Source organism: Streptosporangium sp. NPDC051022 (assembly GCF_040683035.1).
GTDB lineage: Bacteria > Actinomycetota > Actinomycetes > Streptosporangiales > Streptosporangiaceae > Streptosporangium.
The window spans coordinates 65,932-92,287 of sequence record NZ_JBFBCF010000029.1 but is presented as its reverse complement, the minus strand read 5'-3'; the positions used below and the strand labels follow the sequence as shown (position 1 = coordinate 92,287).

Sequence of the window (26,356 nt, the reverse complement as noted above, 5' to 3'; positions counted from 1 at the left end):
CTCTATGTGATGGAGTGTCTGGTTTACCATGGGCGTACCCCTCACCGATCGTCGGGGGAAGCGCGTGTTCGACGTCCAGTTCTTCGTTGAGGCGTTCGTCACGATGTTCGTCATCATGGACCCGCCCGGGATCATCCCGCTCTTTCTGGCCTACACCGGCGGGCGTACGGAGAGTGAGCGCAGACGCGTCGCCTGGCAGGCCCCCATCGTCGCCTTCTGCCTCGTCGTGCTCTTCGCGGTCTTCGGCCGGGCCATCCTGGGATACCTGCACGTCGAGGTCGCCTCCATGCAGATAGCCGGTGGCCTGCTGCTCCTGCTGGTCGCCCTGCAACTGCTCACCGGGGAGACCGAGCCCCCGGCCAACACCCTGAAGGCCAACGTCAACGTCGCCCTCGTCCCACTGGGCACCCCCCTGCTGGCCGGTCCCGGAGCGATCGTCGCGACGATCGTCTTCGCCCAGCAGGCCGGACGCAAGGACGGCGGCATCCTGGCCCTCGCCCTGGCCATCGCGGCCGTGCACATTCTGCTGTGGGTCTTCATGCGCTTCTCGGTGACCGTCATCCGCCTCATCAAGGAGAACGGCGTGGAACTCGTCACCCGCGTCTCAGGCCTGCTGCTGTCCGCCCTGGCCGTCCAACTCATCATCACCGCGATCCGCACCCTGGTGGGAGCCCCCACCTGATCTCCGCCGGACCGCGACGCCACGGGTGTCGAAACAACACGGCCCGCGACGCCGACAAGCCTCGCAAAGAAACGCAGTAAAGTTCGGAAGCGTGACAGCGCGTATCGAACGAGTGGTGACCGAAGGCGTCGTCGATGTCGACGGCGTCGAGCACAAGGTCGAGAACAACACCTGGATCGTGGGTGACGATGAGGAGGTCATCGTCATCGATCCCGCGCGTGACGCGGAGCGGATCCTTGAGAAGGTCGGTGAGCGGGAGGTGCTGGCGGTCGTCTGCACCCACGGCCTGCCCGACCATGTGGGCGCGGCCATCGAGGTGGCGGCGCGCGACGAGGCGGTGGTGGCCCTGCACCCGAAGGACCGGCCGCTGTGGAGGCTGACCTGGCCGGAGACCTGGCCGGACATCGAGATGGAGGATGAGGGTCTGTTCGGCGTCGCCGACGTCCAGCTGGAGGTGCTGGCGACCCCCGGCGTCTCCCAGGGCGGTGTCTCGCTGTACTGCGAGGCCCTCGACGCGGTCTTCACCGGCAAGTCCCTGCAGGCCGACGGCCCCGGCAAGATCGGCGGGGAGTACCCCGCGCTGGCCGACCAGCTCACCGCGATCGGCGGCAGGCTGTTCACGCTGCCGCACCGCACCCGGGTGCTGCCCGTGCACGGTGAGGAGAGCACCATCGGCGATCTGGAGCCCCAGTTCGACGCCTGGCTCTCCGGCTCGCTGACCCGTGGTGAGGCGGGCGAGGCGGGCGAGGAGGCCCAGGGCCCGCTGACCGACGGGACGAAGGCGGCCGGGATCCGGCTGAACCGCGACGCCAAGTAGTCCTCCATGGACCAGTTGCCTCTGGAGGGCATGCCGCGGCGGCTGTACTCGTGCACGCCGTCGCGGCTCAACACGTGGCTCGACTGCCCCCGGCGTTACCGGTTCACCTACCTGGACCGTCCGGCGCCGAAGAAGGGGCCGCCGTGGGCGCACAACAGCGTGGGCGCCAGCGTGCACAACGCGCTGGCGGGCTGGTGGCGGGAGCCGTACGACCGGCGGACCCCGGCGATGGCGGGCATCCTGCTCGCCAACGGGTGGATCGGCGAGGGGTTCCGCGACGCCGAGCAGTCCACCGCCTGGCGTGACCGGGCCCGCGAGATGGTCATGGGATACGTCGCCGGTCTCGACCCCTCGGACGAGCCGGTCGGCGTCGAGCGCACCGTCGCCACCAGGACCTCCGTGATCGCCGTCTCCGGCCGCGTCGACCGGCTCGACCGGCGTGGCGACGAACTGGTCGTGGTCGACTACAAGACCGGCCGCCGTCCTCTCACCGCCGACGACGCGCGTTCCTCGCTCGCGCTCGCGGTGTACGCCGTCGCCTCGTCCAGGATGCTGCGCCGTACGTGTCACCGGGTGGAGCTCCACCATCTGCCGACCGCGTCGATCGTCGAGTGGGAGCACACCGACGAGTCGCTCGGCCGTCACCTGGGCCGCGCCGAGGAGATCGCGACCGAGGCCGCGGCGGCCGACGACGCCTACCGGGCCTGGTCGGGGCCCGCGCCCAGGGGTTCCCGTACGGCCTCCGCCGCGTCCGCCGAGCGCGTCCCGCCCTCGGTGCCCCCGCAGGTCGACGCGCTCTTCCCGCCCAAGACCGGCCCCCTCTGCTCCTGGTGCGACTTCCGCGGGCACTGCCCCGAGGGACAGGCCGCCGCCGGCGACCGTCTGCCCTGGGGCGGCCTCGCCGACGAGTGAGGCGGTCTCGCCGCGATCGGGCGGGACGGCCTCACATCGGGAGTGTGTCCGAAGGGGGCGCCCGGAGCCGATGTCTGGGGCACGCGTGTCCGGAATTTGGCGCCCAGGGCACGATGACCACGATCACACGTCGCCGCGTGGCCCGAATACATCGGATGAAATATGTATCAAAAGTGGTAGTTTATTATATTTGCGGCCAATAACGCGAAATAGGTCGGACGTAATTGCCTGCAGCCATTGACGAAAGCGGTGATTTCGGGTCATAACGGTTGTGACCCAAACCGCGCGTCATATGGAAGGCGGGTGCACGCTCATGGCGGAGTCCAAGGAGCAGAGCGTCAAGCAACCTCTCCGGACCCACGGCAAGCAGGTGAGGAGCCGAGGCGAGGAGACCACCTGGCACAAGCCGGGCTACCAGGTCGTCGAGGCGTCGATGGAGATGTCGGCGTACTTCCTGGCGACCAGGTAGGCAAGGGGGGACCTCACGCCATGCGATTGCGAATTCTCGGCACCGCGGCCGGCGGTGGCGTCCCCCAGTGGAACTGTGCGTGCCCCGGGTGTGCCGGGGCACGCACACATCCCGGATGGCGGCGCAGCCACGCGTCGCTGGCCGTCGACGACCACATCGTCAACGCCACCCCCGACATCGCCCAGCACATCGAGGCGTGCGAGTGGCTGCGCCCCGCCCCCGCCGCGAACCCCTCAGGTCCCGGTACCGCCCCCGCCTCGAACCCCGGTTCCACCGCGGGCCCCGATCCCGGACCGGGTTCCGCCACCGGCCCCGGTGGCCCCCTGCGGCCCAGGCCCGTCGTGCGGGTGATCCTCACCGACGCCGAACTCGACCACACGCTGGGCCTGCCCCGGCTGCGCGAGGCCGACGGACTGGAGATCATCGCCACGCCCACGGTCCGCGAGGCGCTCACGCGCGGGCTCAGGCTCCAGGAGGTCCTCTCCCCGTACGCCGAGCTCCGCTGGCGCGACCTGCCGCCGGGCGGCACGGTCTCCCTCGCGAGCGGTGTGCGGGTCCAGGCGGTGCCGGTCTCGGGCAAGCGGCCCCGCTACGCCGCCGGGGAGGGGCCGGACTCGGGCTGGGTGGTGGCCCTGCGCCTCACCGACCCGGCCACCGGCGGGACGTGCCTGTACGCCCCCGCCCTCGGCGTCTGGTCCCCCGCGATGGAGGAGGCCATGGCCGAGGCCGACTGCGTGATCGTCGACGGCACCTTCTGGGACGACGAGGAGCCCCGCCGTACCGGGATCTCCTCCCGCACCGCGACCGAGATGGGGCATCTGCCCATCGAGGCGACGGCCGAGCGCCTCGCCGAACTTCCCGGCCGGTGCCTCTACACCCACCTCAACAACACCAACCCCCTCGTCGACCCGGGCGCGCCCCAGCACAAGAAGCTGGCCGAACTGGGCGTCGAGGTGGCCGCCGACGGAATGGTGATCGAGCTTTGAACGCCGAACCCTGGACGCCCGCCGAGTTCGAGGCCCGCCTGCGGGCCGTGCCCGAGTCGCGCTACCACGACCGCCACCCCTTCAACCTGCGCATGCACGCCGGAGAGCTGACGCAGGAGGAGATCCGCAGGTGGATCCTGAACCGCTTCCACTACCAGCGGCACATCCCGATCAAGGACGCGCTCATCCTCGCCAAACTGGAGACGACGGAGCTGCGCCGCATGTGGATCCGCCGCATCCAGGACCACGACGGCAGGCGCGCGGGCGAGGGCGGCATCGAGCGCTGGCTGCGCCTCGGCGAGGCGGCGGGCCTGGACCGCAAGGTCCTGCTGTCCGGGGAGGGCGTCCTGCCCGGCGTACGGCTCGCGGTCGAGGGGTATGTGAACCTGTGCAGGCTCGGCACGCCCCTGGAGGCCGTCGCGGCCTCGCTGACCGAGCTGTTCGCCCCTGATCTGATGCGGACCAGGATCGACGCCTTCGAGCGGCACTACTCGTGGCTCGACGCCGAGGGCCTGCAGTACTTCCGGGGCAGGATCACCCAGGGGCGCCAGGACAGCGGGGAGGCGCTCGAACTGGTCCTGGAGTGGGCGCGCGACCGCGACGACCAGGAGCGGGCCGTGGCCGCGCTCGCCTACAAGTGCGACGTGCTGTGGGTGCTGCTCGACGCCGTGGACCGGGCGTGACGACCGGCCGGGCGGCGGTGACGGCCGGTGGCCCGGAAACGGTGACCGGCGGCGGCCGGGCGGCGAGGGAACCGACGGCGGGAGAACCGGTGACGGTGACCGCCGGGGCAGGTGATGAGATGGGCGGTGTGACCGGCGAGTGGCGTCCCGCTCTCGCCCCGGCGATCGTCCTGCGGCACGACTCGGTGCGCGGGGCCGACCTGCTGGTGATGCCCGAGCGGATCGTCGTGCTGAACGGCGAGGCGGCGGCCGTGCTCCGCCTGTGCGACGGCGGCAGGACCGTCGCGGAGATCGTCGACGAGCTGCGCGACGCCTTCCCCGGCGCGCCGGTCGCCGACGACGTCCCCGAGTTCCTCGGCCGGGTGCGGACGGAGGGGTGGGTGCGATGAGCGATCCGGTGACCGCGAACCCGTCCGCCGTCCCGGGCGCCCCGGAGACCGCGCGCGAACCCCTCGTCGCGGACGGCCCGGCGGTCGCGGACCGGCCCGCGCCGCCGTGGGCCATGCTGGCCGAACTCACCCACGGCTGCCCGCTGCACTGCCCCTACTGCTCCAACCCGGTCGGCCTCATCCCGCGCTCGCGCGAGCTCGGTACCGCCGACTGGGTACGGGTCCTGGAGGAGGCGGCCGCCCTCGGGGTCATCCACGCCCACCTGTCCGGCGGCGAGCCGCTGCTCCGCGCCGACCTGGTGGAGATCACGGCGGCCGCCGCGGGCGCCGGGATCTACACCCAGCTCGTGACCAGCGGCGTCGGGCTCGACCGGGCGCGGCTGGCGGAGCTGGTCGCGGCGGGGCTGCACAGCGTCCAGCTCTCGGTGCAGGACGCGACGGCCGCGGCCTCCGACCTCATCGCGGGGACCCGCTCCTTCGCGGCCAAGGAGCAGGCCGCGGGGGTGGTGCGCGAGGCGGGACTCCCGCTCGGCCTCAACGTCGTGCTCCACCGGCGCAACCTCGACTCCATCGAGCGGATCGTCGAGCTGGCCGTGGCCTGGGGCGCCGAGCGCGTCGAGCTGGCCAACACCCAGTTCTACGGCTGGGCGCTGCGCAACCGGCGCGCGCTGCTGCCCTCCCGCGACCAGCTCGCCCGCGCGAGGGAGACCGTGGAACGGCTGCGCGAACGCGTCGAGGGCGTCGAGCTGATCTGGGTCGTCCCCGACTACTTCGACGGCGTGCCCAAACCGTGCATGGGCGGCTGGGGGGCGATCTCGCTGACCGTCGGGCCCGACGGCTCCGCGCTTCCCTGCCCCGCCGCCTACGACCTGCCGCTGGAGTTCCCGAACGTCCGCGAGCACTCGCTGGCGTGGATCTGGGAGAGGTCGCAGGCCTTCGAGGCGTACCGGGGCACGGCCTGGATGAGCGACCCGTGCGCGAGCTGCGCGCGCCGTGACCTCGACTTCGGCGGCTGCCGCTGCCAGGCGTTCGCGCTCACCGGCGACGCGAGCCGTACCGACCCGGCGTGCAAGCTCGCCCCCGACCACCACCTGATCACCGAGCTGGTGGAGTCGGCCGGGGACGGGGAGCTGGTCTACCGGCGTCCCGAGCGGGTCACGGGAGCCCGGTCGCACCCGGTGGCCGGCGGCGGGGGACGATCGGCCCCCTGAAACCCTCGCTCACGTCGTGGCCCGCCGCCTCCGGCCGGACGCGGGAGGCGGCCGGCACACTCGGCTCCACGGCCGTGACAGGCTCGGCTCCGCAGCCGTGACAGGCTCAGCTCCGCAGCCGGGACTCCGCCGCGTTCCAGAAGCGGACCAGCGCGGCCGCCGTCGTCTCCGGGGCCTCGACCGCGGGGGAGTGGGCCGCGCCGGGGACGACCACGCACTCGGCGCCCAGCCGGTGGGCCATCTCGGACTGCGTCCGGGGCGGCCAGCCGTCGTCGTGCTCGCCGAACAGGACCAGGGTCGCGACCTCGACCTGGGTGAGCTCGTCGCAGCGGTCGGGGGCCGACAGCACCTCCCTGGTCATGGTGCACATGCCGGTGGGGGAGTTGGCGAACAGGCGCTTGCGCAGGAACGCCATGATCTCGTCCGTCACCCCGGCGGCCAGGGCCTCGGGCTCCATCCGGGTGTACCACAGCTGCTCCAGGCCGGCCTGGGGAAGCTCGCCGAGCATGGCCCGGCCCGCGTGCTCGCGGGGGCCGACGATCGCGGCGGGCCCCGTGCTCATCAGCGTGTAGGAGGCGAACTTGGTGCGGCCGTCGATGACCGCCTCCCGGGTGACCAGCCCGCCGAAGGAGTGTCCCACCAGGTGGACGGGCTCACCTCTGCCGATCAGCTGCGCCAGCACGTCGACGTCGTTGCCGAGCGCCGCGCGGGTGTAGGCGCGGGGATCATCGGGGCCGTCGGTCTCGAACTGCCCCCGCATGTCGATCGCGACGACCTGGCGTCCCGACTGGGCGAGCGTCTGCAGGACCGCGATGAAGTCCTCCTTGCTCCCCGTGAGACCGGGCACGAGCAGAGCGGGCCAGCGCTCGGCGACACCGCTGACCGGCAGCGCCTCCAGTACGGAGAACGGGCCCACGGTCGTGTCGATCCGGCGGGCATGGACGCCTGGAGGCAGGGTCAGAAATCGCGGCGTACTCACGTGGCCCCACGATACCTCTCTTGGAGACATGACTCTGTGCGTCGGAACGTGCGTTCCCAGACGCGAAAAGGGGCGCCACCGTCACGGTCGCGCCCCTTTTCTCATGGTACGACTACCCCTGGCGGCGGGGACCCCGCTGCTGCCCCCTGACCGGCGGGCGACGGCGGTTCTGCGCCCGCTCCGAGGCGGCGGACGGCGCGATCTCGTCGTCGTCGGTCGCGAGGTCCGGCGACTGGAAGATCACCGTGAACGGACTGGCAGGAATGATCTTCTCCGGCTGGGGCCGGGGCGTGGGCGCCTCGTCCGGCTCGTCCTCCCACTGGTCCACGGCCGGTTCGTCCTCCCACCGGGAGACCTCGGCGACCGGCTCACGCCTGCGGCGCTGCCTGACGGTCTCCTCGGTCACCGACTCCTCGCGGGCGTCGGCCCCGGCCTCGCCGGTGAGGCTCACCTCGGGGTTCAGCCCCGCCTTGCGAGGACGGCCGCGGCGCTGCGCGGTCTCGGTCGGCCGGTCGTCACGGATGTCCTTGCGGGCGGTCACATCCACATCCACCTCCAGCTCGGCGAGTTCGACGATCGGGCTCTGGATCTCCGGTGTCCCGGACGGAGCGGCGGTCTCCGCGGAGACACCCGAGACACCCGAGACACCCGAGACGCCCGAGACGCGGCGTGCGCGGCGGCGTCTGGGCTCCTCGGCCCGGTAGGCGGGTTCCTCGGCGGCGGGCGCCGTCTCCACCGTCTCCACCGTCTCCACCGGCTCGACCGGCTGCGCGGACTCGGAGGCCTCCTCCGCCAGCGCGCCGAGCCGGCCGCCGCGGGTGCGGCGCCGTTCCCGGGGAGCGCGGGCGGGGCGCTCGCGGCGCTCCTCCCGCTCCTCGTCACGGCTCCTGCGGGAACCGCGCGAGCGGACCCGGCCGGTCTCGCCGAGATCCTCGACCTCTTCGGCCGCCAGACCCGCCCGGGACCGGTTGGCGTGCGGCAGCACACCCTTGGTGCCCTCGGGAATGCCCAGCTCGGTGAAGATGTGCGGGGAGGTCGAGTAGGTCTCGACCGGCTCGGCGAAGTCGAGCGAGAGCGCGTTGTTGATGACCTTCCAGCGGGTGAGGTCCTCCCACTCGACGAAGGTCACCGCCACGCCGGTCTTGCCCGCCCGGCCCGTACGGCCGATCCGGTGCACGTAGGCCTTCTCGTCCTGCGGGCAGTCGTAGTTGACGACGTGGGTGACGTCGTCGACGTCGATGCCGCGCGCCGCGACGTCCGTCGCGACCAGGACGTCGATCTTGCCGTTCCGGAAGGCGCGCAGGGCCTGCTCGCGCTGGCCCTGACCCAGGTCGCCGTGCACGGCCGCGGCGGCGAAGCCGCGCTCCTTGAGCTGCTCGACGACCATGTCGCAGGCCCGCTTGGTCTCACAGAAGATCATCGTGAGACCGCGGCCCTCGCACTGGAGCAGCCGGCCCACAATCTCGATCTTGTCCATCCGGTGCGCGCGCCAGACGAACTGGGTGGTCTGCGGGGTCGCCTCGGCCTCGGCGTCGTTGTTCTCGGCCCGTACGTGCGTGGGGCGGTTGAGATAACGCCGGGACAGCGCGACGATCTCACCCGGCAGCGTCGCGGAGAAGAGCATCGTCTGCCGCTCGGCCGGGATGAGCTTGATGATGCGCTCGATGTCGGGCAGGAAGCCCAGATCGAGCATGCGGTCGGCCTCGTCGAGGACGAGCGCGCTGATCTGGCCGAGGTCCAGGTGCTTCTGCTTGACCAGGTCGAGCAGACGGCCCGGGGTGCCGACGATCACGTCGACGCCCTGCTTGAGCGCCTCGATCTGGGGCTCGTAGGCGCGGCCGCCGTACACGGTGAGGATCCGCGAGCCGAGCTTGCCCGCGGCGGTGACCAGGTCCTCGGTGACCTGTACGGCCAGTTCGCGGGTCGGCACGACGACCAGCCCGCGGGGCTTCTTGCGGTTCTTCCTGGGCTTGCCGACACGCTGGAGCATCGCCACGCCGAAGGCGTAGGTCTTGCCGGTGCCGGTGCGAGCCTGACCGATGATGTCCTGGCCGTTCAGGGCCAGGGGAAGGGCCATTTCCTGGATGGGAAACGGCGTGGTGATGCCCTCGGTCTCGAGGGCGTCTGCGATCTCTGGTGTGACTCCGAGGTCTCGGAACGTCGTCAGCTTGGCCTGCCTAGTTCTCCGTTGAAGGCAGTCCTGCCGGGACCGCGGGCTGCACAAAAGTTCCCCGTGCCGTGTCCTCGCGGAAGGGCTAGCCCTCTCAATGCCATCAGCGACCGCTGCGGCGTCATGCCGACTTTGGGGGCTTCCAGGGACAGATCCCCCGGATTAACACAGGGCGGTCGCACTTTCACAGAGCAGTGTACTCGATACCACAACGCAGAACCGATTTCTTGGTATTCCAGCTGAATCGGCAGGCGGCTCAACTCATAGGCTGCCTGCATGAGTGATTCCCCTCCCGGCGTCGTCGACCTGCTCGGCGTCCTCGCATACGCCGAGCTGACCGCGTTTCTCAGGCTCGCCGAGGACGCGGCCAGACACGCCCCGACACTGACCGACCGGGCCGCCCTCGGCGACCTGGCCGCGACCGAATATTCTCACTTCCGCCTGCTGCACGACCGGATCGCCTCGCTCGGAGTCGATCCGGAGGAGGCGATGGCGCCCTTCGTCGGCCCGCTGGACGACTGGCACACCCAGACCGCGCCGGCGGACTGGCTGGAGGCCCTGGTCAAGGCCTACGTCGGCACCGGGATCGCGCTCGACTTCTACCGCGAGGCCGCCACCTACGTCGACGCCGGGACGCGTGAGCTCGTCGAGGAGGTGCTCGCCGACGAGGGCCGCTCCCAGTTCGCGGTCGACCGCGTCGGCGCGGCCATCCAGGAGGACCCCAGGCTGGCGGGACGGCTCGCCCTGTGGGCCAGGCGGCTGGTCGGGGAGGCGCTGAGCCAGGGCCAGCACGTGGTCGCCGCCAGGCCGGAGCTCGCCAAGCTGCTGGTCGAGGCGGCGGGGGAGGACATCACCCGGATGTTCGGGCGGCTCACCGAGGCCCACGGCAAGCGGATGGCCGCCCTCGGCCTGACCCCGGGGCCCTAGGAGACGCGTGGGGCTCGGCGGGGTGTCGCAGGTCTCGGATCCGAAGCATCCTGGCGAGACCCACGCGTTGGGGCGTCAAACGGTTGTACCGTGCGAGACATGAGGGCCTCGCGCCGCTACGGCAGTTCCTTGACGAGATGTGGACCGAACCTCTGGACGTCGCGTCCGGTGTTGCGAAGGGGGAGCGCCGACTGTCCGGCCGTCCCCTCGGACGGGCATCATGTCCGCCGGCTTCGCCGTCCCCGCGGCTGCGGCTTCGGGGAACGGGACGAATGTCCCGGAGGGTGCTGAAAACCCTGACGGCCGGTCGGGGACGCGGCCTGCCGGGGAACCGGCCGCCGGTGGTGCGGCCGGTTCACGGACCGCGCCACGGCCGGGGGTGACGACCTGGCGCGAGCCGTACCGGATCCGTCAGAGAGTGCCGCCGAAACCGACGGGGCGCGTCTCCTGTTCGCCGATCTCGACGAAGCCGAGTGCGGCGATGGGGACGAGGACCCTGCGGCCGTTGCTGTCCGCGATGGAGAAGATCCCGCGGTCGGCGGCGAGTGCCTTGCCGAGCTCGTCCTCGACCTGCTCGGCCGTGAGGTCTGTCTCCACCACGAGTTCACGGTGCACTGAACGCACGCCGATCTTGATTTCCATGTTGCTCCCTTTCGACGAGGGCTGCTCGTCCCATGGTCGCCCCAACGGGGACGCGGCGCGCCGGTTGATCGCGTCAAGCGAACAGCCGGGTCAGTGATCGGCGTTGGTCCGGGGAAAGCCCGAGATGCCCCGCCAGGACAGGCGGGCGATGAGCTGGGTGGCGGCGTCCTTGGGGATGGAGCCGGCGCTGCTGATCCAGTAACGCGCGCTGACCTCGGCCATGCCGACCAGGCCGACGCCGAGCAGGCGGGCCTCGTCGCTGGAGCAGCCGGTGTCCTCCTGGATGACCTGGCTGATCATCTCGGCGCTCTCGCGGAGGTTGCGCTCGATGCGCTGGCGGACCGGGGCGACGTTGCGCAGGTCGGACTCGAAGACCAGGCGGAACGCCTCGCCCTGGCCGGAGACGAAGTCGAAGAAGGCGCCGATCGCGGCCTGGACGCGCTGTTTGTTGTCCGTCGTCGAGGCGAGGGCGTCGCGGCAGCGGGCGATCATGTCGTCGACGTGCAGGTCGAGCAGGGCCAGATAGAGCTCCTGCTTGCCGGGGAAGTGCTGGTAGAGGACCGGCTTGCTCACTCCGGCGCGTTCGGCGATCTCGTCCATCGCGGCCGCGTGGTAACCGTTCTCGACGAACACCTCCTGGGCCGCGCTCAGCAACTGACGGCGACGGGCCAGCCGGGGCAGCCGGGTGCCCCGGGGCTTGGCGTCCGGGGTAGTCGTCACGGCGCTCTCCTCGCGAATGCTCTTGCTGTCCTGCCTCATCCTACGCGCGAGTAACGCAGGTCAGCGATAATCGTCCTCGTCGAGATCCACGGCCCGGCTCTGCTCGGCGGCGTCCGCGGGATCGGCCTCCGGCGGGATGTGGTCGGGCCAGCCGGAGCCGTCGTCCCGCAGCGGGCGGTGCTGTTCGGCCGCGTCCGCCTCCGGCGCCCCGAGGTCGATCTCCTCGGCGAGGAGCTCGTCCGGCTCCTCCTCGGACCCTTCACCACGAATATCCATCTCTGACATTCGCCCTCCCCGATCGTTCTCCGCCACTCTCCCGTGAACATCGGACATCGCCCAGCGTACGGCCTCGCTCACCGCCTGCTGAGAAAGGCAGGGCATCGGATCCCCCATGACGGGTACCTGCCCCATTGGTAAGGGTTTGCATCCACGGGTCAATATTTCCGAACACCCGTGCGAAACTTGATGGGAAGTTCCGAGCCGGGGAGACGCCATGCGGAGCATCTGGAACGGCGCGGTCTCGTTCGGGCTGGTGACGATCCCGGTCAGGATGTACGCCGCGACCGAGCAGCGCAACGTCACGTTCAACCTGGTGCACCGGGAGGACGCGGGACGCATCAGGTTCCGCCGGTTCTGCTCGGCCTGCGAGGAGGAGGTCCCCTACGCCGAGGTGGCCAAGGGATACGAGCTGCCGACCGGCGACGTGGTGGTGCTCGACGGCGACGACTTCGAGGGACTGCCGCTGTCCACCGCGCACAGGATCGAGGTGCTGCAGTTCAGCCCGGCCGACCAGATCGATCCGATCCTGCTCGGCAGGTCCTACTACCTGGAGCCCGAGCCCTCCGCCGTCGGGCCGTACGCCCTGCTGCGCGACGCGCTCGAACGTTCGGGACGGGTGGCGATCGTGAAGGTCGCGCTGCGGCAGCGCGAGTCGCTGGCCGCGCTGCGGGTCAGGGAGGGGGTCTTCGTGCTGGAGACCATGCTCTGGCCCGACGAGGTGCGCCCGGCGGACTTCGCCCTCCTGGAGGAGGGCGTCGACGTCAGGCCCCAGGAGCTGGGGATGGCCGAGTCGCTGATCGAGAGCATGGCCGCGGACTTCGACCCCTCGCGATACCGCGACACCTACCGGGAGGCGCTCCAGGAGGTCATCGAGGCCAAGGTCGCCGGCCGGGAGGTCGTCTCCACGGGGCCGCCGCCGGAGCCGGGGCCGACGGCCGACCTGATGGCCGCGTTGCGGGCCAGCGTCGAGGCGGCCAAGAGCAGGCGCCCCGGCGCCTCGGAGGAGACCGGCGCGTCCGCGGAGGGGGGCGTCTCCGGGAGAAGGGAGGGGCGTCCGGCCGGGAGCGGTGAATCCGGTGAATCCGGTGAATCCGGGAGCGGGAAAAGGAGCGGGGGCGGTCCGGGGGCCACGGGGAAAAGCGGATCCGGCGGAGAAAAGGCGCCGGGAAGGGGAAAGGCGAGCCGCCCGGCCTGAGAACGGGGTCACGGGAAACGGTTTTCCGGCGCGGTGCGGGCTCCGGGGACTGTGGAAATCCCCGGAGCCCTTTTCCGGCCGGTCACGGACAACCGAATTCCGTGCCTTCTCGGAAAGCGGAGTCTAGAGTTCGGCTCCCGGGTGCCCGCGTTTCCTGGCGATCATCGTTCCCCGCAGGGACGCGATCGTGGTGAACGCGGGCACCGTACCCCTCCGCCATGGGCCGGGAGCTCTTCGCATCTGTGAATTCAGCCGCGCTCGGTCACATGTCGTGGCCTCGCGCCGCGCTCACCCGAGGCGCGTTCCGCTCAGGCGGCCGGCTGTCCTGGAACTTAACGCTCGTCGCGGTCGCGGTCGCGGTCACGGTCCTCGTTGAAGTTCCGGGCGGCGCCGCCGCCACCGCCACCGCCACCGCCGGCGCCGACGTTGTTGGTGTTGATGATGACGAGCCTGCGGTGGCTACGACGCCAGTTGCTGCCGCCCCAGCCCCAGCCGCGCCGCCTGCCCCAGCCGCAGCCGCAGCTGGTGAAGCCGACGCTGGTCTGGAAGGAAGAGGCGGTGGCCGCGTCGGCGGCGGTCGTCGTGGTGGCCGCGCCCAGGGCGACGACTCCACCCGACAGCGCCGTGCTGACTGCGAGCCCCGTCAGGACACTCTTGAACTTGGGCATTGCGTTTCCCCCTTGATAAGGATCGGTTGCCCCGTAATCGACATTTTCCGAACTAGTTAGAAAATGCCCCGGATGGCCGTTAATGGGTCATCCTTCGCAGTCTTGATTTCCTCGTACGTCCAGCACCAAACGGCGATCGGTCGCTTTTACTCTCTCCTTATCTCTTTATTGACGGCGTTGGACTCTTATTAATTGTTTTGATGCGATAAGTCTTTAATGTCGCTTTTGTGCCCAAGTCGTACGGCGAGGGGCTATCGTCGAAACGGAAGGCGAACAAGGGAGGAAGCGTGGTTGCCGAACCGATTCCGAGCTGGCCGGGAGAGCTGATCGATCTACGGGTCGACCAGGGAAAACAGCGTGTGTACGTGCGGTCGACCCCGCGCGGGCCCGCGGAGACGGCCGTCTACGTGCACGGCCTGGCGGGCTCCGCGACCAACTGGACCGACCTGATGGGCGAGCTGTCCGACGTGGTCGTCGGCCACGCGGTCGACCTGCCCGGCTCCGGGTACTCGCCGGAACCGGCCGACGGCGACTACTCCGTCGCCGCCCACGCCAGGACCGTCGTCGCACTCGTCGAGCACCTGTCCGCCGGTCCCGTGCACCTGTTCGGCAACTCCCTCGGCGGCGCCGTCTCGGTGCGGGTGGCCGCGACCAGGCCCGACCTGGTCCGCTCGCTCATGCTCGTCTCCCCGGCCCTGCCCGACCTGCTTCCCCGGTACGGCCCGACGCGAGTGGCCCTGTCCGCCCTGCCCGGGTTCGGCCGGTGGGTCGCGGACCGGCTGCGGATCGTGCCCGCCGAGCGCAGGCTCAACGCCACGCTCGGCCTGTGCTACGCCGACCTCGCCCGCATCCACCCCCGGCGGCTCGCGGAGGCGGCCGAGGAACTGCGCCGCCGGGACGGCCTGCCGTACTCCACGGGTGCGCTGGTCAACTCGGCGCGGGGCATCGTGTGCGAGTACTTCAGGCGTGGCGAGGACAACCTCTGGAGTCAGGCGGCCCTGGTGACCGCGCCCACGCTGGTCATCCACGGCCGCCGTGACCGGCTCGTCGACCCGCGCATGGCGTTCCGGGCCGGGCGGGCGTTCCGGCACGTCAGGCTGATACTGATGCCCGACGTCGGCCATGTGGCGCAGATGGAGGTACCGGAAAGGGTGGCCCGAGAGGCCCGCCGTCTGATAGGTGAGACTGCCCTTATCCCGATTGGGGAATGACAGGGGCACCGCACTAGGTTGTCAATGGTGCGTGCTGTGCTAGCCGTACCGTCAAGACCCCCTGAAACGGGAGCAGAACTGTGTCGTTGCCACCGCTGGTAGAGCCGGCAGCCGAGCTGACCGTCGACGAAGTGCGTCGCTACTCGCGCCACCTGATCATCCCCGACGTGGGCATGGCAGGACAGAAGCGCCTGAAGAACGCCAAGGTGCTCTGTGTGGGTGCCGGCGGTCTGGGCTCCCCCGCCCTGCTGTATCTCGCGGCCGCGGGTGTGGGCACGCTGGGCGTCATCGACTTCGACGTCGTGGACGAGTCGAACCTGCAGCGTCAGGTCATCCACGGCCAGTCCGACGTGGGCCGCCTGAAGGCGGAGAGCGCCGCGGCCAGCGTCAAGGAGATCAACCCGCTGGTCAACGTGATCGTCCACAACGTGGCGCTCACCACGGACAACGTCATGGAGATCTTCTCCGGCTACGACCTGATCGTGGACGGCACCGACAACTTCGCCACCCGCTACATGGTGAACGACGCGGCCGTCCTGCTCGGCAAGCCCTACGTCTGGGGTTCGATCTACCGCTTCGACGGCCAGGCCAGCGTGTTCTGGGCCGAGCACGGCCCCTGCTACCGCTGCCTCTACCCCGAGCCCCCGCCGCCCGGCATGGTCCCCTCGTGCGCCGAGGGCGGCGTGCTCGGCGTGCTGTGCGCGTCGATCGGCTCCATCCAGGTCAACGAGGCCATCAAGCTTCTCACCGGCATCGGCGAGCCCCTGGTCGGCCGCCTGATGATCTACGACGCCCTGGAGATGAACTACCGCTCGGTCAAGGTCCGCAAGGACCCCGAGTGCGTGCTCTGCGGCAAGAACCCGACCGTCACCCAGCTCCTGGACGACTACGAGGCCTTCTGCGGCGCGGTCTCCCAGGAGGCCCAGGAGGCGGCCTCCGGCTCCACGATCACCGCGGCCGAGCTCAAGTCCTGGCAGGACACGGGCGAGAACATCTACGTGATCGACGTCCGCGAGCCGAACGAGTACGAGATCGTCTCCATCCCCGGCGCCGTGCTCATCCCCAAGGGTGAGTTCCTCAACGGCTCGGCGCTGGAGAGGCTCCCGCAGGACAAGCGCATCGTCCTGCACTGCAAGTCCGGCGCACGCTCCGCCGAGGTCCTGGCGGTCGTCAAGAACGCCGGATTCTCCGACGCGGTCCACGTGGGCGGCGGCGTGCTGAGCTGGGTCAAGACGGTCGACCCGAGCCTGCCGACCTACTGACCGGCCTGCTCCTCACGGCCGGGCCGCCCCGTACGGCCCGCCACCCGCACCACCGGCGCCCCGCCGAGCCACACCGCTCGGCGGGGCGTCCGTTATCCGCGGCTCGGACGGGTGGAACCCCTCTGGCCGCATTAAGGTCGGGGATGTGAACGAAGTCCCAGGTCAGCGGCGACCTGTGTGGCCGGCGCTGATCGTGGTGTCCGCGCTGACGCTGATCTGCGCGGCGGTGGCGGGAGTCGCGCTGAGCACCGCGGCGGCCGAGCTCACGCGCGGTCCCAGCCCGGTGGAGCTCGAACGGGCCGCCGCGGCGGAGATGGCCGGGCGCTGGCTGTTCTGGCCCGCGGAGCGCGTCTTCCCCGAGAGCATCGACTACGCCGCCGAGCAGGGCGGCGAGGAGAAGGCGCACCGCGTGGGCATCTCACCGGAGACGCGGTGCGACAGGGCCGTGGACGCCGGGCTGCGCGATGCGCTGCGGCGGGCGGGCTGCCAGGGGATCCTGCGCGCCACCTATCTCGACGCGCTCCAGGGCGTCGTCGTCACCGTCGGCGTCGTGGCCTTCGCCGGGGAGGAGGGCGCGGCCGCCGCCAAGGCCGCGCTGCCCAGGACGGGACACCCCTCGCCCGGCCTGCGGGCGCTGGCCTTCCGGGGAACGGTCACCGACCGGTTCACCTCGGCGAGCAGGCAGAGCGGCCTGGTGCGGCAGGCCGGGCCGTACGTGGTGATGGCCACGGTCGGCCAGGTCGACGGCAGGCCCGCCCAGGCCGTGGGAGAGCAGCGGCCGACCCTGTTCGCCTTCACCGGCGACATCGCCGACCACATCCTCGCCGACCTGTCGACGCCCGCGCGGCCCGTCTGCGGCTCCGGGCGGTGGCGATGCTGAGGAGAGCCGCCCCGGCCGTCCTGCCCGCCCCGGCCGTCCTGCCCGCCCCGGCCGTCCTGCTCACCCTGGCCGCCCTGGTCGCCCCGGCCGTCCTGCTCGTCCCGGCCGCTCGCGCCGCCCACGCCGACGACGTGCGGGGCAGCCAGCGGGAGGTGATGCGGACCCTGGACCTGCCCGGCGCCTGGCGGATCTCCAAGGGCGGGAACGTCACCGTGGCGGTGCTGGACTCCGGGGTCGACCCCGACCACCGCGACCTGGCGGGCTCGGTCGTCGAGGGCAGGGACTTCACGGCGGGGGCCAACCCGCCAGGCGTGGCCCCGTCGCGGCTGCACGGCACCTACATGGCCTCGCTCATCGCGGGGCACGGGCACGGCCCCGGCGGGACCAGCGGGATGATCGGCGTCGCGCCGATGGCGAAGGTGCTGTCGGTGCGGGTGATCCTGGAGGACGAGGAGCCGGGTTTCCGGGAGTTCAACACCGCCGAGCGGTTCGAGAACGTGGTGGCCAGGGGCATCAGGTACGCCGTCGACCACGGCGCGGACGTGATCAACATGTCGATCTCGAAGGAGCTGGCGACCAGGGAGGAGCGGGCGGCTGTCCGCTACGCGATCTCCAAGGGGGTCGTGCTGGTCGCGGCGGCGGGCAACGAGGGGGCGCGCAAGCCCGGCTCCAGCGGGTACGCCCCCTACTCGTATCCGGCGGCCTTCCCCGGCGTCGTCTCGGTCGCCGCGGCGGACCGACGGCTGCACCGGGCCTCCTTCTCCAACTGGAATCCTTCGGTCCTGGTGGCCGCGCCCGGGGTGGACATCCTCGGCGCCGGTCCCGGCGACGAGTACTGGGTCGGCCGGGGCACCTCCCAGGCGACCGCGCTGGTGTCCGGCGTCGCCGCCCTGATCAAAGCGAGATATCCGAAGATGCCGCCCGCGCTGGTCGCGCAGGCGCTCACCGCGGGGGCGACCAGGCGGCCGCGCGGGGGCTACGACACGGGGATGGGCTTCGGCGTCGTCAACGCCCCGAGGGCGCTCGCCGAGGCGGCCAGGATCTCCCGGCACACCCTCACCGCCAAGGGGGAGGGCACCCACGTCCCCGGCCGCCCGATGGGCGGGGCGCCCGAGCCTCTGCAGGTGATCCGCCGCGACCGCGGAAAGATCGACTTCTACGGGGGAGTGGCCATCGTCGCAGGACTCGGCGCCGCCGCGTCCCTGACGGTGATCGTCGTGTCGGCCGGCCGGACACGCCCGGCTGGCCCGCCAGGCCCTGCCCCGCCGGACTCCGGGGGGCAACGCAACGCGACATCGTAAACACACTCCGGCGATAGGGCGGCGGAGGCTTGCGACGTAGCATCGAACTATGTCGAAGCCCGGGGGGTCCCAGGAGCCTGAGCGGCGGCTGGAATCCTCGGGGCCGCGCACCGGCGGCGGCCGGCCTCCGGCCGGTTCCCGGGCGCCGCGCGTCGGCGGCGGGTTCCCGGCCGGTTCCCGGGTGCCGCGGGCCGGGAGGACGCGAGAGCGGCAGGACGCCGGTTCCGGGACCTCCGCCAGGCGGGTCCGCGCCTGGCCCGCCGCGGGCCGTGACCGCCTGGCCCTGGACCACGCCGAGCGGATGGCCCTGGAGCAGGGGGTCCGCCTGCGCGCGATCTTCCTGATCCTGCTGGGAGTCATCCTGGCGATGGCCGCGAGCGACGTGCTGACCGGCGCGGTCGGGCTGTTCCGCGAGACCAGGGCCCGTCCGCTGACCGCCGCGGAGCAGGACCGCTACATCCGGGACGACATCGCCAGGCGCTGGCACACCTGGTCCGCCGACGTGATCTTCCCCACCGAGCTGCAGTACGTCGGCCTCGGCCGTACGCAACAGTACGCCCGGCGGATCGGGATCGCCCCCGAGACCTCCTGCAGGTCGGGCCTGGATACCCCGGTCGGCTCCGTGCTCACCCAGTACGGCTGCCGCACGCTGCTGCGGGCCACCTACGTGGACCAGACCTCCACGTTCGTCATCACCGTGGGCATCGCCGTGCTGGACGACGAGGAGAAACGGGCCTCGGCCACCGCGCAGCTGGCGGCCGACGACCGGGTGGGGGTACGGCCGGTGGCCTTCCCCGGCACGGCGGCCGCGCTGTTCGGCGCGGCCCAGCGGCAGCGCAACGCCTGGGTGGCCGTCGGCCCGTACGTCGTCTTCTCCACGGCCGGTTACGCCGACGGCCGTACCCGCGAGGCCATTCCCCCCGAGGAGATCCTGCACAGCGAGCTGTGGCCGACCGCCCAGGCGATCACCGGGCGCATCGCCCGCGCCCTGGGAGACGAGCCCAGCGCCGTGCCCCAGTGCACCCAGGGAAACGTGTGTTGAGGCGGCGGCTGCGGGCCGCGGGTGCCCTGGTCGCGGTCTGCCTGGGGGCCTTCGCGCCGGTCGCCGGACCGGTCGGCGCGGCCGGCGCGGCTGGCGCGGCCGATGTGCGCCAGGCCCAGCGCTGGGTGCTGGAGAAGCTGAACATCGAGCAGGCGTGGCGGGTCACCAGGGGAGCGGGGACGACCGTGGCCCTGATCGACAGCGGGGTGGACGCCCAGGTCGCCGAGCTGCGCGGCCGGGTGACCCTCGGGCCCGCCATGGGCCCGGCCGGTCTCGGCGAGGGCGGGCCCGAGGCGGGCTGGCACGGCACCGCGATGGCCTCGCTCATCGCCGGGGCAGGTAAGGGGGAGAGCGGACTGCTGGGGATCGCCCCGGAGGCCCGGATCCTGTCCCTGCCGCTGGTCCTGCGGCAGTCGCCCGAGGAGAGCCCGCCGCCGGGGGAGGATCTGCGGACCCGCGACGACAGCCCGCTGGCCCGCGCGATCCGCTACGCCGCGGAGCACGGCGCCAAGGTCATCAGCATGTCGCTGGGCGCGTACGGCCCGCACAGGGCCGAACGCGAGGCGGTCTCCTACGCGCTGTCGCGGGGGGTGGTGCTGGTCGCGGCCGTCGGCAACGACGGCGGCTCCGCCTACACCGCCGGCAACTCCACGTCCTTCTGGAACTTCCCGGCGGGCTACTCGGGGGTCATCGGCGTCGGCGCGGTCGGCGCGGACGGCAGGCCCGCCGAGTTCAGCAGCGACAACCTGTCGGTCCTGGTCTCGGCGCCCGGCGTCGACGTGCCGGTGGTGATCCCGGGCGGGGAGTACGGCTCCGCGGACGGGACCAGCTCGGCGGCCGCCCTGGTGGCCGGGGTCGCCGCACTCATAAAAACGAAATATCCAGACATATCGCCATACATGGTGTCGCAGGCGCTGACCTCGACCACCACCTCCGCCCCCACCGCCGGATACGACGACCACGTCGGCTTCGGCGTGGTCGACGCGGGCGCCGCGCTCGTCAGGGCCGGGGAGCTCGTGCGCGGTGCGGCCGAGGTGCCGGACGCCGGGAGCAGGCACTTCGGTCAGGGGGTCCCGCTCAGGGAACCCGCCCGTCCGGGACCCGACTCCCTCAGGCTCTGGCTGTTCGGCACCGGCGCGGGCGCCGGGCTGCTCGCGTTCTGCTGGGCCGTGGTGGCCCTCACCCGCCGCGCCGAACGCCCGGGGCGGTCCGCGCGGTTCCCGGAGGAACTCGCCGGGCGTTTCCCGCCGGGGGGCGGGTAGGAGGAGGGCCGACCGGCGCGTACGCCGCCCCCACCCCGGATGTGAGCTCCGAATATGAACCTCGGGCACAAGTCTCGGATACGAACAAGGTTTAATGCGATTCGAACGCGTTTTGGACACTGTTCGGACGCGGTCGGCCCGATGTCGGCGTTCATGGTCCGACAACCTTCGAACATTCGCTAAGGTCCCGCATCATGGGGTACGAGTTGCGCGTGGAGCGCCCGGCGCCTCTCGGCTTCGCGGAACTCGCGACTGTGCTGGGGCAGGCGGGGTTCGAGTTCCGTGGTTCGCAGGAAAAGGGCGAGGTGCTGGCCCGTCACGGTGACGGTGTCCACGCCATCGCGATCTGGGACGGTGCCCTGTCGGGCACGCCGGAGTCCGACTGGCAGGTGGCGCAGCTGGCGCGGGCCTCGGCCCTGCTGGGCGCGCGCCTGGTCGGCGAGGACGGCGAGTCCTACGCCATCCGCGACGGCCTTGTCGAACAGCTGAACGGTTCGGCGGCCTACGAGTTCGGCAAACTCAACGAGATCCTCGCGGCCGGTCCCACCGTGTGGAGGCAGTAGGCCACCTATGGAAGCGGCAGGCCACCCGACCCCGTACGCCGAGCGGGTGCTCGACCTGGTCGAGCGCATCCCGCGCGGCATGGTGATGTCCTACGGCGACATCGCCGAATACCTCGGAGAGGGAGGCCCGCGGCAGGTCGGGAGGGTCATGTCGACCTGGGGCGGCGGTGTGCCCTGGTGGCGGGTCGTGCACGCCGACGGAACCCCTCCCCCCGGTCACGAGGCGCGGTGTCTGGCCGGCTGGCGCGAGGAGGGGACGCCACTGAGGGGCGAACGCGCCGACATGCGGACGGCCAGGTGGGACGGATCACCGGAAATCACAACGTAACCGGCTTCTGTGCGGCCCACTACCATTGCCTAGGACAGCGCTCTGTCCGAAAGGCGGTGCCTCCCCCATGGCCACCGGCGTCACGCCCGCCCGTGCAGGCGGCGATCCCGTCGTCGATCGTCTCCGGGCTGTTCAGGATCTCTGTGACCGGGGAGAACCACTCGAATCGATCGTCTCGGCGGTGCTGGCCGAGGGGCTGACGCCCGCGCAGCGCCGCCGCTTCGACGCGGGGGTGCTCGCCGGTCCGCTCGGCTCCCGCCTGGATCTGGCGGTCAAGCGCGGCGCGGACCGCCGCCGCGAGTTCGTCACGCTCTTCAAGCCCTATCTCACCGGGGTGGACGCGCGGGTCAAGCGGGACCTGCCGGTCGCCCGCAGGATCGTCTTCCACCTGGTCGAGCACCGCGACGTGGACGACCTCGCCGAGGGCGACACGCTGCAGAGGCTCACCACCGCCGCCGCCGAGCCCTCGAAGCGGGTTCGCAGGCGCATGCGTTGGTACGCCGACCTGCCGCTCCAGGACGAGCTTCCCGAGGCCATGTACCGGCTGCGCGCCACCGACCTGATCCCGGTGACACAGGTCGAGGACGTCTCCTGGTCGGACGGGCGGCTGCGGATCAGCGGCCACGCCTACCTGGCGGGCCTGTCGGTCCGCGGCCCCCGCCTCAACCGGGCCACCGTCGTGCTGCGCGGCCCCCGCTGGCTCCCCCCGGTACGGCTGCGCACCCGCCGGGTCTTCCATCCCGAGGCCACCCACGGGGCCAGTGAGCCGGGCTGCAACTACGACTGGTCCGGATTCCTCGCCGAGTCGAGTCCCTGGCCGCTGCGCTGGCGCGGAGGGGTGCGCTCCTTCGTGCACGGGGTCAGGAGGATGCTCCGCCACCGGGCCACCGTCCCCGACGCCACCACCTGGCGCGCCGAGATCGTGATCTGGAGCCGGGGCGCCCGCGCGACCGGCCTGCTCCGCGGCCCCTCCATCGGGCGCACCGAGCGTCCGGCCGGGCTTGAGCTGGGGGGAGGCTGGTGGATACGTCCGGTCTGGACCTCTGACCGCGCCCTCCAGGTCGTGCTCCAGCCGACCAGGGCCGAGCTGACCGGGGTGAGCCTGAACGGCGAGCGCCTCGAACTGACGATGTTCCTGCCGGGTAAGGGCGAGGGGAGAGGACAGGCACGCCTCGACGGCCACCGGATGTCCGCCGACTTCACCAAGGTCGAGGGGGGCACGCAGGTCGTCGTGCCGCTCGCGGTGTCCTCGCTGCTGCAGGAGCGCGACGGCGGCAGGCTCTGGATCGAGCCCAAGGGCGACCCCGCGGCTCCCGTCATGATCGGCACCGCCACGGAGAGCCGCACGATCGTCGGCGACCGGGAGATCACCGTGCTGGGCGACCGGCGGGACCGCGTGATCGTCTCCGCGCACCGCATCCGCCCCGTCATCTCCTCGGCGGTCTGGGACGCCCAGGGCACGCTCACCCTTGAGGGCTCCTACCCGGGCTCGGGGTCGGCCGAGCTGACTCTCAGGCATCGCGGCGGGGTGACCCATGCCGTGGAGATGGAGCGTGCCGACGGGCGCTTCTCCGTGCGGTTCACGCCCTCAGCCATGCCCCGCTTCGGAGAGACCGTGTCGCTGGGCAGCGGGAGCTGGAGCATGTCCACCCGCGCCCCCTCGGGGGAGGTGGTGCCCTTCCGGGTCGATCACGCCATCCTCGCCTCGCTCGACGAGGATCCGAAGATCCGCGAGGGCCGGTCGTACCGCCTGCTCTCCACCCGGTTCGACGTGCCGGTGCTGTCCGTCGCCGAGGAGCGCCCTGACGACGAGAAGGGCGCGGGTGGCCTGTACGCCCTGCAACGCTCGTTCTACCCGGCCGAGCGGGCCCGCGAGCTGACCGAGGCGACGGTCTACGTCGCCTACGACGGCCGCCAGTACGAAGGCAACGTCCGGGCGATCTACGAGGAGCGGGTGCGGCGCGGCGACGACCGTGAGCACATCTGGGTGGTCAAGGACGGCGCGTTCACACCGCCGGGCTCCGCCGAGCTCGGGTTCGGCTCCGACATCAGGCCGAGGGTGGTCAGGGCGGGCAGCCGCGAGCACTACGCCGCGCTCGCGCGCTCGCGGTACGTGGTGACCAACAGCTTCCTGCCGCAGTGGTTCAAGGCCCGCGACGACCAGAGGGTCGTGCAGACCTGGAACGGCAGCCCGCTCAAGCGTCTGGGCAACGACCTGCCGCACATGTCCCGCGACCCGAAGCCGCCGGCCTGGCACCGGCAGGCCGCGGAGGTGCGCGGCTGGGACCTGCTGCTGTCCCAGAGCCCGTGGGCGACCCCGATCCTGCGCAAGGCGTTCGGTTACCAGGGCGAGGTCCTGGAGTCCGGCTTTCCGCGCAACGACGTGCTTTCCGCTCCCGACAGGGACGAGCTGGCGGTACGGGTGCGCCGCAGGCTCGGCGTCGCCGAGGATGCCAGGCTGGTCCTGTACGCGCCGACCTTCCGCGACTACGACCGGAAGAACTCCACGGTCAAGCTGGACCTGAAGCGGGCGCGTCAGGCGCTCGGCCCGGGGCACGAGTTCCTCATCAGGGCGCACTCCATGCAGGCGGTGCCCAACGTCCTCAAGGGACTCGGGCACGATGTCACGGCCTATCCGGAGATAACGGATCTGCTGCTGGTCGCCGACGTGCTGATCACGGACTATTCCTCCGTCATGTTCGACTTCGCCGCCACGGGCCGCCCCATCCTCCTGTTCACCCATGACATGCAGCGTTACTCGGGCAAGCGCGGCCTCTACCTCGACCTGGCCGCCGAGGCCCCGAGCCCGCTGCTGACCACGAGCGCCGACGTCATCGAGGCCCTCCGGACGATCGACGACGTGGCCGCCGCCCACAAGGAACGGTACGACCGCTTCCGGCGCCTGTACGCCCCCCGCGACGACGGCAAGGCGGCGGCCAGGGTGGTCGACCATGTCTTCGGCTCCTGAGGGGCGGGTCAGGTAGAGCGGGCCGAGTAGGGCCGAAAGGGGCGACGAGCTGGTCGGAGCCCCGATCGGTCGCCCTTCCTCAACTGCCGGGAAGACGACTTCCCGCACGTCACCGGCCTGACCGGCCGCGAGAAACCGTCGCGAGCCGAGGACGGGTTCGGTGAATTTCGCGACTGCTACGGGAGGGGACCCCGGCCGGTTAGGATACGACTGTATCCATTCCGAGGGGATGAGGTTCACCGTGCGCGCACCCGACCGGCCGTCGGCCTTCACCGGCGACTCCGCCCGTGACAAGTACCTCGCCGCCTATGACCGAGCGCTCGGCGAGCTGTGGCCGGTGCCGGTGGATGCCATCGACGTCGAGACCCGCGCCGGCAGCGTGCGGATCCACCGGGCCGGGCCCGCCCAGGGGGATCCGGTGATCCTCCTGGCCGGTGCCGGTGGAAACGCGGCGGCCTGGTACCGCTACATCGAGCCGCTGGCACGCACGCGCCCGGTCTACGCCGTCGACCCGCTCGGCGAGCCCGGCCGCTCGGTTCAGAGGCGACCGCTCGCGACCGGCGCCGAGGTCGGTGGCTGGCTCACCGAGGTCCTGGCCGCGGCCGGTGCCGAGCGCGCACATGTGGTGGGGTCCTCCTACGGCGGCTGGACCGCGGTGGAACAGCAGCTTGGCGGGGGCGGCCGGGTCGCGGCGCTGACGCTGGTGGATCCTGTCGGTTTCGCGCCGTTGACCGGGCGGTTCTACCGGTGGCTCATCGTCGGTGGTATGGCCGCCCTGCTTCCCCGCGCGCTGCGACACCGTGTCGCCGGCGCGGTGGGCAACGGGGCGCTGCGCGAGGACGCGCTGATGGAGCTGATGCTGGCCGGACGGTCATTCCGCCGGCGGCTGCCCATCCCGCCCGCCTACACCGACCAGCAGGTGCGTGAGCTGTCCGTGCCCGTACAGGTGCTGCTGGGCGCCCGCAGCGCGGTGCACGACGCGCGGGCGGTGGCCGCGCGGCTGGCCGAGATCGCGCCGTCGTGGCGGGTGGAGATCGTGCCCGACACCGGACACGCGCTGCCCGTCGAGGCCCCGGACCTGGTCACAGAGCGGATCCTCACCTTCCCCGGCCGAGCCCAGGCCGGGATCGCAATGCCGGAGCACGGCACGGACCGCGGCTAGGAAACCGAAATGCCCAAACAGGTGGACCACGACGAGCGGCGACGCCTGCTGACCGAGGCGCTGCTGCGCATCGCCGGCACCCGCGGCCTGCAGGCGGTGTCGATGCGTGAGATCGCCGCCGAGGCCGGAGTCTCGCTGCGCGTCGTCCAGTACTACTTCACCGACAAACAGGCCCTGCTCGACTCCGGCCTCACCGAGCTGACCGCCCGCCTGGACCGCCGGGTCCGGCGGCGGGCCGCCGCCGCCACGGGTGGGCTGTCCACGCGAGGTGTCTTCGAAGCCGTTCTCGGCGCGATCCTGCCTTCCGACGAACAGAGCCAGCTGGACTCGCTGGCCTGGACCGCCTACTACACCGCCGCCCTCACCGACCCGGCGCTCGCCGCGGCCGCGCTCACCCGGCCCGACGCGCTGGAGGACTTCCTCACCACCCGGCTCACCACCGCGCAGCAGGCCGGGGACCTCGCCTCCGATCGCGACCCGCGCACCGAGGTCGCCGCACTTCTGGCTCTCGCCAACGGCCTGACAGCCAGTGTCCTGGGCCGGCAGCGCAGCCACGAGGCCGCCATCGCGATCATCGACTACCAGCTCGACCGTTTCTTCGGACCGGCGGCCACACCACGGCCGCCCCCGGACTGAGCCGCACCGCCG

General features: G+C 71.5%; 27 protein-coding genes. 21 read left to right on the top strand and 6 right to left on the bottom strand.

The window, feature by feature from the left end:
• Positions 1-28 precede the first annotated feature (28 nt).
• The 8 genes from AB0N02_RS35610 to pqqE all read left to right on the top strand — a co-directional run bounded on the left by AB0N02_RS35610 (position 29) and on the right by pqqE (position 6,149).
• Positions 29-682 (top strand): MarC family protein, encoded by a 654-nt coding sequence (locus AB0N02_RS35610; protein WP_363955774.1) that lies wholly within the window; start codon positions 29-31, stop codon positions 680-682.
• A gap of 91 nt (positions 683-773) precedes the next feature.
• The gene (locus tag AB0N02_RS35605) at positions 774-1,499 is read left to right on the top strand and encodes an MBL fold metallo-hydrolase (protein WP_363955771.1); all 726 of its coding nucleotides are present in this window, start codon (positions 774-776) and stop codon (positions 1,497-1,499) included.
• Positions 1,500-1,505: 6 nt separating this feature from the next.
• Positions 1,506-2,411, top strand: coding sequence for a PD-(D/E)XK nuclease family protein (locus AB0N02_RS35600; protein WP_363955768.1), 906 nt, complete (start codon positions 1,506-1,508; stop codon positions 2,409-2,411).
• Positions 2,412-2,724: 313 nt separating this feature from the next.
• Positions 2,725-2,880: a hypothetical protein gene (locus AB0N02_RS35595; protein WP_363955766.1), complete on the top strand. Its 156-nt coding sequence runs from the start codon at positions 2,725-2,727 to the stop codon at positions 2,878-2,880.
• A gap of 20 nt (positions 2,881-2,900) precedes the next feature.
• Complete coding sequence (locus AB0N02_RS35590; protein ID WP_363955763.1) at positions 2,901-3,866, top strand: MBL fold metallo-hydrolase; 966 nt, start codon at positions 2,901-2,903, stop codon at positions 3,864-3,866.
• A complete protein-coding gene (pqqC, locus tag AB0N02_RS35585; RefSeq protein ID WP_363955760.1) occupies positions 3,863-4,549 on the top strand; it encodes a pyrroloquinoline-quinone synthase PqqC in 687 nt (228 codons plus the stop codon). Before AB0N02_RS35590 ends, pqqC begins: the two co-directional genes overlap by 4 nt.
• Positions 4,546-4,938 carry a pyrroloquinoline quinone biosynthesis peptide chaperone PqqD gene (gene pqqD, locus AB0N02_RS35580; protein WP_363955757.1) on the top strand — a complete coding sequence of 131 codons (393 nt, stop codon included), beginning with the start codon at positions 4,546-4,548 and terminating at the stop codon, positions 4,936-4,938. Before pqqC ends, pqqD begins: the two co-directional genes overlap by 4 nt.
• Positions 4,935-6,149 carry a pyrroloquinoline quinone biosynthesis protein PqqE gene (gene pqqE, locus AB0N02_RS35575; RefSeq protein WP_363955754.1) on the top strand — a complete coding sequence of 405 codons (1,215 nt, stop codon included), beginning with the start codon at positions 4,935-4,937 and terminating at the stop codon, positions 6,147-6,149. The genes pqqD and pqqE overlap by 4 nt, the downstream gene beginning before the upstream one ends.
• Before the next feature lie 106 nt (positions 6,150-6,255).
• Here the strand turns inward: pqqE and AB0N02_RS35570 are convergent, their stop codons facing one another.
• Positions 6,256-7,128, bottom strand: a complete 873-nt coding sequence (locus AB0N02_RS35570) for an alpha/beta hydrolase (RefSeq protein WP_363955751.1) — start codon at positions 7,126-7,128, stop codon at positions 6,256-6,258.
• A gap of 112 nt (positions 7,129-7,240) precedes the next feature.
• Complete coding sequence (locus tag AB0N02_RS35565) at positions 7,241-9,205, bottom strand: DEAD/DEAH box helicase (RefSeq protein ID WP_363955748.1); 1,965 nt, start codon at positions 9,203-9,205, stop codon at positions 7,241-7,243.
• Between the two features lie 369 nt (positions 9,206-9,574).
• Between AB0N02_RS35565 and AB0N02_RS35560 the strand changes: the two genes are divergently transcribed.
• Positions 9,575-10,225, top strand: a complete 651-nt coding sequence (locus tag AB0N02_RS35560; RefSeq protein ID WP_363955745.1) for a ferritin-like fold-containing protein — start codon at positions 9,575-9,577, stop codon at positions 10,223-10,225.
• Positions 10,226-10,636: 411 nt separating this feature from the next.
• Here AB0N02_RS35560 and AB0N02_RS35555 read toward each other — a convergent pair whose 3' ends face one another.
• From AB0N02_RS35555 to AB0N02_RS35545, 3 genes are all read right to left on the bottom strand, one after another.
• Positions 10,637-10,867: a DUF3107 domain-containing protein gene (locus AB0N02_RS35555; protein ID WP_363955742.1), complete on the bottom strand. Its 231-nt coding sequence runs from the start codon at positions 10,865-10,867 to the stop codon at positions 10,637-10,639.
• A 90-nt stretch (positions 10,868-10,957) separates the two neighbouring features.
• On the bottom strand, positions 10,958-11,587 hold the full coding sequence (locus tag AB0N02_RS35550) for a TetR/AcrR family transcriptional regulator (protein ID WP_363955739.1): 630 nt from the start codon (positions 11,585-11,587) through the stop codon (positions 10,958-10,960).
• Positions 11,588-11,647: 60 nt separating this feature from the next.
• Positions 11,648-11,872 (bottom strand): hypothetical protein, encoded by a 225-nt coding sequence (locus AB0N02_RS35545; protein WP_363955736.1) that lies wholly within the window; start codon positions 11,870-11,872, stop codon positions 11,648-11,650.
• Between the two features lie 208 nt (positions 11,873-12,080).
• Between AB0N02_RS35545 and AB0N02_RS35540 the strand changes: the two genes are divergently transcribed.
• Positions 12,081-13,061, top strand: a complete 981-nt coding sequence (locus AB0N02_RS35540) for a Ku protein (RefSeq protein WP_363955734.1) — start codon at positions 12,081-12,083, stop codon at positions 13,059-13,061.
• A gap of 332 nt (positions 13,062-13,393) precedes the next feature.
• Here the strand turns inward: AB0N02_RS35540 and AB0N02_RS35535 are convergent, their stop codons facing one another.
• Positions 13,394-13,729 (bottom strand): hypothetical protein, encoded by a 336-nt coding sequence (locus AB0N02_RS35535; RefSeq protein ID WP_363955732.1) that lies wholly within the window; start codon positions 13,727-13,729, stop codon positions 13,394-13,396.
• A gap of 287 nt (positions 13,730-14,016) precedes the next feature.
• On the opposite strand from AB0N02_RS35535, the gene AB0N02_RS35530 reads away from it, so the two are divergent.
• From AB0N02_RS35530 to AB0N02_RS35480, 11 genes are all read left to right on the top strand, one after another.
• Positions 14,017-14,940: an alpha/beta hydrolase gene (locus tag AB0N02_RS35530; protein WP_363955729.1), complete on the top strand. Its 924-nt coding sequence runs from the start codon at positions 14,017-14,019 to the stop codon at positions 14,938-14,940.
• A gap of 80 nt (positions 14,941-15,020) precedes the next feature.
• On the top strand, positions 15,021-16,202 hold the full coding sequence (moeZ, locus tag AB0N02_RS35525; RefSeq protein WP_363955726.1) for an adenylyltransferase/sulfurtransferase MoeZ: 1,182 nt from the start codon (positions 15,021-15,023) through the stop codon (positions 16,200-16,202).
• 145 nt (positions 16,203-16,347) lie between these two features.
• Positions 16,348-17,082: a hypothetical protein gene (locus tag AB0N02_RS35520; RefSeq protein WP_363955723.1), complete on the top strand. Its 735-nt coding sequence runs from the start codon at positions 16,348-16,350 to the stop codon at positions 17,080-17,082.
• A complete protein-coding gene (locus AB0N02_RS35515; RefSeq protein WP_363955720.1) occupies positions 17,076-18,383 on the top strand; it encodes a S8 family serine peptidase in 1,308 nt (435 codons plus the stop codon). Before AB0N02_RS35520 ends, AB0N02_RS35515 begins: the two co-directional genes overlap by 7 nt.
• Before the next feature lie 49 nt (positions 18,384-18,432).
• Complete coding sequence (locus tag AB0N02_RS35510) at positions 18,433-19,425, top strand: hypothetical protein (protein WP_363955717.1); 993 nt, start codon at positions 18,433-18,435, stop codon at positions 19,423-19,425.
• Positions 19,419-20,687 (top strand): S8 family serine peptidase, encoded by a 1,269-nt coding sequence (locus AB0N02_RS35505; RefSeq protein ID WP_363955715.1) that lies wholly within the window; start codon positions 19,419-19,421, stop codon positions 20,685-20,687. The genes AB0N02_RS35510 and AB0N02_RS35505 overlap by 7 nt, the downstream gene beginning before the upstream one ends.
• Positions 20,688-20,881: 194 nt before the next feature.
• Positions 20,882-21,250 (top strand): hypothetical protein, encoded by a 369-nt coding sequence (locus tag AB0N02_RS35500; protein ID WP_363955712.1) that lies wholly within the window; start codon positions 20,882-20,884, stop codon positions 21,248-21,250.
• 7 nt (positions 21,251-21,257) lie between these two features.
• Positions 21,258-21,578 (top strand): MGMT family protein, encoded by a 321-nt coding sequence (locus AB0N02_RS35495; protein WP_363955709.1) that lies wholly within the window; start codon positions 21,258-21,260, stop codon positions 21,576-21,578.
• A 67-nt stretch (positions 21,579-21,645) separates the two neighbouring features.
• Positions 21,646-24,546 carry a CDP-glycerol glycerophosphotransferase family protein gene (locus tag AB0N02_RS35490; RefSeq protein WP_363955706.1) on the top strand — a complete coding sequence of 967 codons (2,901 nt, stop codon included), beginning with the start codon at positions 21,646-21,648 and terminating at the stop codon, positions 24,544-24,546.
• Between the two features lie 241 nt (positions 24,547-24,787).
• Positions 24,788-25,708: an alpha/beta fold hydrolase gene (locus AB0N02_RS35485; RefSeq protein WP_363955703.1), complete on the top strand. Its 921-nt coding sequence runs from the start codon at positions 24,788-24,790 to the stop codon at positions 25,706-25,708.
• Between the two features lie 9 nt (positions 25,709-25,717).
• Positions 25,718-26,344: a TetR/AcrR family transcriptional regulator gene (locus AB0N02_RS35480; RefSeq protein ID WP_363955700.1), complete on the top strand. Its 627-nt coding sequence runs from the start codon at positions 25,718-25,720 to the stop codon at positions 26,342-26,344.
• The last annotated feature ends 12 nt before the right edge of the window (positions 26,345-26,356 follow it).